Origin of the sequence: Schnuerera sp. (assembly GCF_035459645.1) — a bacterium.
In the GTDB taxonomy this organism is placed as follows: Bacteria; Bacillota; Clostridia; order Tissierellales; family Tepidimicrobiaceae; genus Schnuerera.
The window spans coordinates 1-1,528 of the sequence record NZ_DATHXO010000287.1 but is presented as its reverse complement, the minus strand read 5'-3'; the positions used below and the strand labels follow the sequence as shown (position 1 = coordinate 1,528).

The following is a 1,528-nucleotide window of genomic DNA, read 5'->3' as shown; positions in this document are numbered from 1 at the left end:
AAACCTGTTTTTATCCATTACAACTTCAATATTATCTTCAATAGAAGATTCTAATATAAAGTTATCTTTTATAAATAAAGGATTAAATTGAGATAAGATATTATTTAATTCATTTGAGATATTAAAATTAGTTTTATTTATATTCAGCTTAGCTTCTAAAAATCTGAACGTGTTCTTTAAATCATCTACAAGGATGGACAATCTATCAATTTCCCCTAATAAAATAGCTAAATGTTTATTAGTTGGTTCCCATACTCCATCCATTATAGCCTCAACATGAGATTTTAACGTCGTTAAAGGAGTGCGAAGCTCATGAGCAATATCGGAAGCATATCTTTTCCTTAAATTCTCTTGTTTTTCTAAAGTTTCTGCTAAATAATTTATGGAATAATTAAGTTCTTTAATTTCCTTGGTATTAGTTTTTATATAAGAACGAGATCTAAGATTGCCATCTCGCATTTCATTGGCTGTACTAGTTATATTCACTAATGGCCTAGATAATCCTTTTGACAAAACTATTGATATAATAAGTCCAAGGATAATAGTGATAATTGCAGAAATTATAAAAGAAATGGATAAAGTATTTTTGAATAATAATGCAGATTCTGTCAAGTGGGAGTTATCAATATAGCCTATTATCAATGTTCCAATTGTAACATCTCCATCTAATAGGGGAAATCTCTTTTCTACATAGTTGCCTATATTCTTGTTGGGATTTTTCATACCGTGACGTCTCATCATTTGTCCCATCATACCTTTATGCATCATATTAGTATTATTGGATTTGCAAACCAAATCATTATTGTGATCTCTAATTTCAATATTAATACCTTCCAAGGAAGCATAGTTAGAAATATCTTTATGGGTCAGATTGTTTCCTTCTTCTAAAAACAATTGGTTAATATTATGTCGTATATTTTCAAATTTTGTATTACGTTCTTCTATTAAATAGGAGTCAAATTTTTTGTTAATCATAACGTTGGATATAAAACTAATAATAAAGATGGAAACCAAAATTGCAAAGATAAAACTAAAAGTCAATTTTTTCGATAAAGACAAATTATATCCCTCCAAACTTGTATCCAACCCCATAAACAGTGAGTATATAAGATGGGTTCCTTGGATTATCTTCTATTTTTTGTCTTATATTTTTAATATGAGTATCAATAGTTCTGTCAAATCCATCATAATCATATCCAAAAGCTAATTCAATCAACATTTCCCTTGAAAAGACTTGCCCTGGATTTGTTAATAAAGATACCAAAATTTTAAACTCATTCGAGGTTAAATATATATTTTCACCTTTTTTTCTTACTATCATTTTGTCCATATTCACTTCTAAATCTCCATTATTAAAGATTAATTTCTCAGCAAGAGGACTAGAATCCCTATAAGCTCTTCTCAACAAAGCTTTAATTCGACTTATTAACTCCCTAGGGCTAAAAGGTTTAGTTATATAATCATCTGCTCCAATAGATAAACCCTCTATTTTATCATCTTCATCGACTTTAGCAGTAAGCATTATAAT

General features: G+C 28.5%; 2 protein-coding genes. Both read right to left on the bottom strand.

The features are described 5' to 3' along the window. On the bottom strand, positions 1-1,059 hold a 1,059-nt coding region (locus VK998_RS06770), incomplete at its 3' end, for a histidine kinase dimerization/phospho-acceptor domain-containing protein (RefSeq protein ID WP_325226826.1). A 1-nt stretch (position 1,060) separates the two neighbouring features. Beyond that, positions 1,061-1,528: response regulator transcription factor (locus VK998_RS06765; RefSeq protein WP_325226823.1), on the bottom strand; the 468-nt coding region annotated here is incomplete at its 5' end.